This is a genomic window from Okeania sp. SIO2B9, from assembly GCF_010672505.1.
Lineage (GTDB): Bacteria > Cyanobacteriota > Cyanobacteriia > Cyanobacteriales > Microcoleaceae > Okeania > Okeania hirsuta.
In genome coordinates this window covers 1-1,285 of the sequence record NZ_JAAHGK010001687.1, presented here as the reverse complement: position 1 = coordinate 1,285, position 1,285 = coordinate 1, and the positions used below count along the sequence as shown (strand labels likewise).

At 30.4% G+C, this 1,285-nt stretch carries 1 pseudogene; it reads left to right on the top strand.

Annotation, left to right across the window (positions count from 1 at the left end):
- Nucleotides 1-841, top strand: a pseudogene (locus F6K13_RS33710) (hypothetical protein); the annotation flags it as partial.
- Nucleotides 842-1,285: the final 444 nt, after the last annotated feature.

The window sequence follows — 1,285 nt, the reverse complement described above, 5'->3', positions numbered from 1 at the left end:
TGAACAGTGCGATCTAGAACAAAAGTTAACTCCCGCAGCAGATATTTATGCTTTGACTGCTACATTATACTATTTACTTACTGGTAAAGCTCCTACTCCTGCAGCTTTAAGGCTCAGTGATGAAGCTATTCCTCAAACACTTATAGTGTCTACAACTGAGCTAAGATTACTGGAAACGAATCTTTCTCCAAATATTGAGAATGCGATTATCAAAGGATTGGAAATAGACCCTCAAAAACGACCTCAAACTTTGGATAATTGGTTTGCACTACTGTTGGATAAGTCAGAGATTTCACAGGTAAGTAAACAAAAATACCAAGTAAAAGAAAGTTGTTGTGAAGTTAATAGTAATTATGGCTTGATGGATACTAACTTTAAGTCAAATATGAATAATAAAGTTAAAAATGATTTTAGCAATCAATCAAAAATCAAGAATTATCACGAAAATAAAGCACCAATTAATATTTTAAAAAATTGTTCTTTGGAAAAGAATTTTAATTGGATTAATCAACTTTCTTTGCAATTAACAATTTTTTTAGTGTTTCTATTTACAGCAGCAACTTTTGGGTGGATAGGTTTTGATATTACCCTTCGTTATAGTTATGCAAAAGCTAACAAAAAAACAGTATCTTTAACGGCAGGTAATTTACTAGAAACTCTGAAGAATGAGTCTGAATATGCTTTCAGAGAGCACGATCCATCTAGCCCTCTTTTTGATTCTCCTTCGGTAAAAACTTACTCTACAACTACACCAAAATTGAACAAATTGCCTAAACCTTATGTTGACACAGATGAAGTTTTTCCTAATAGTGGGTCTAACTCTTCTGGGGAGAATTACTAGTCATATCAACCATATTATTCTTCTGATTTAAAAATTCAAATACCTAGCCACAATTATTCTGTCAATGAAGAAATTTATTTGTCAGAAAAATTAGACTATCCTTCTGACCATCAATCTAAACCTCTTGAGTATAACTATCAAAAATATCAACAACAAAATCAGTATCCTAATGACTACTATTAATTTGATTTTTTACAGATAAATTATAAATTCAATTTTTGAAGCAATGTTTGTAGCAGTATTTTTCACATTTTAGTTAATGCTAAAAATTACATACTTTATACCACATCTGAATACTTGCTATCGTGAGCGATCGCTACTCTAAAAAAATATACAATAATTCAGCTAACAGCTATTTATATCAATTATCAAAAATCATACTATAAAAATCAAATTAAAAAAATCTGCATAGTAAAGAGTCGATCAAATCCTAGTTGCCATCTA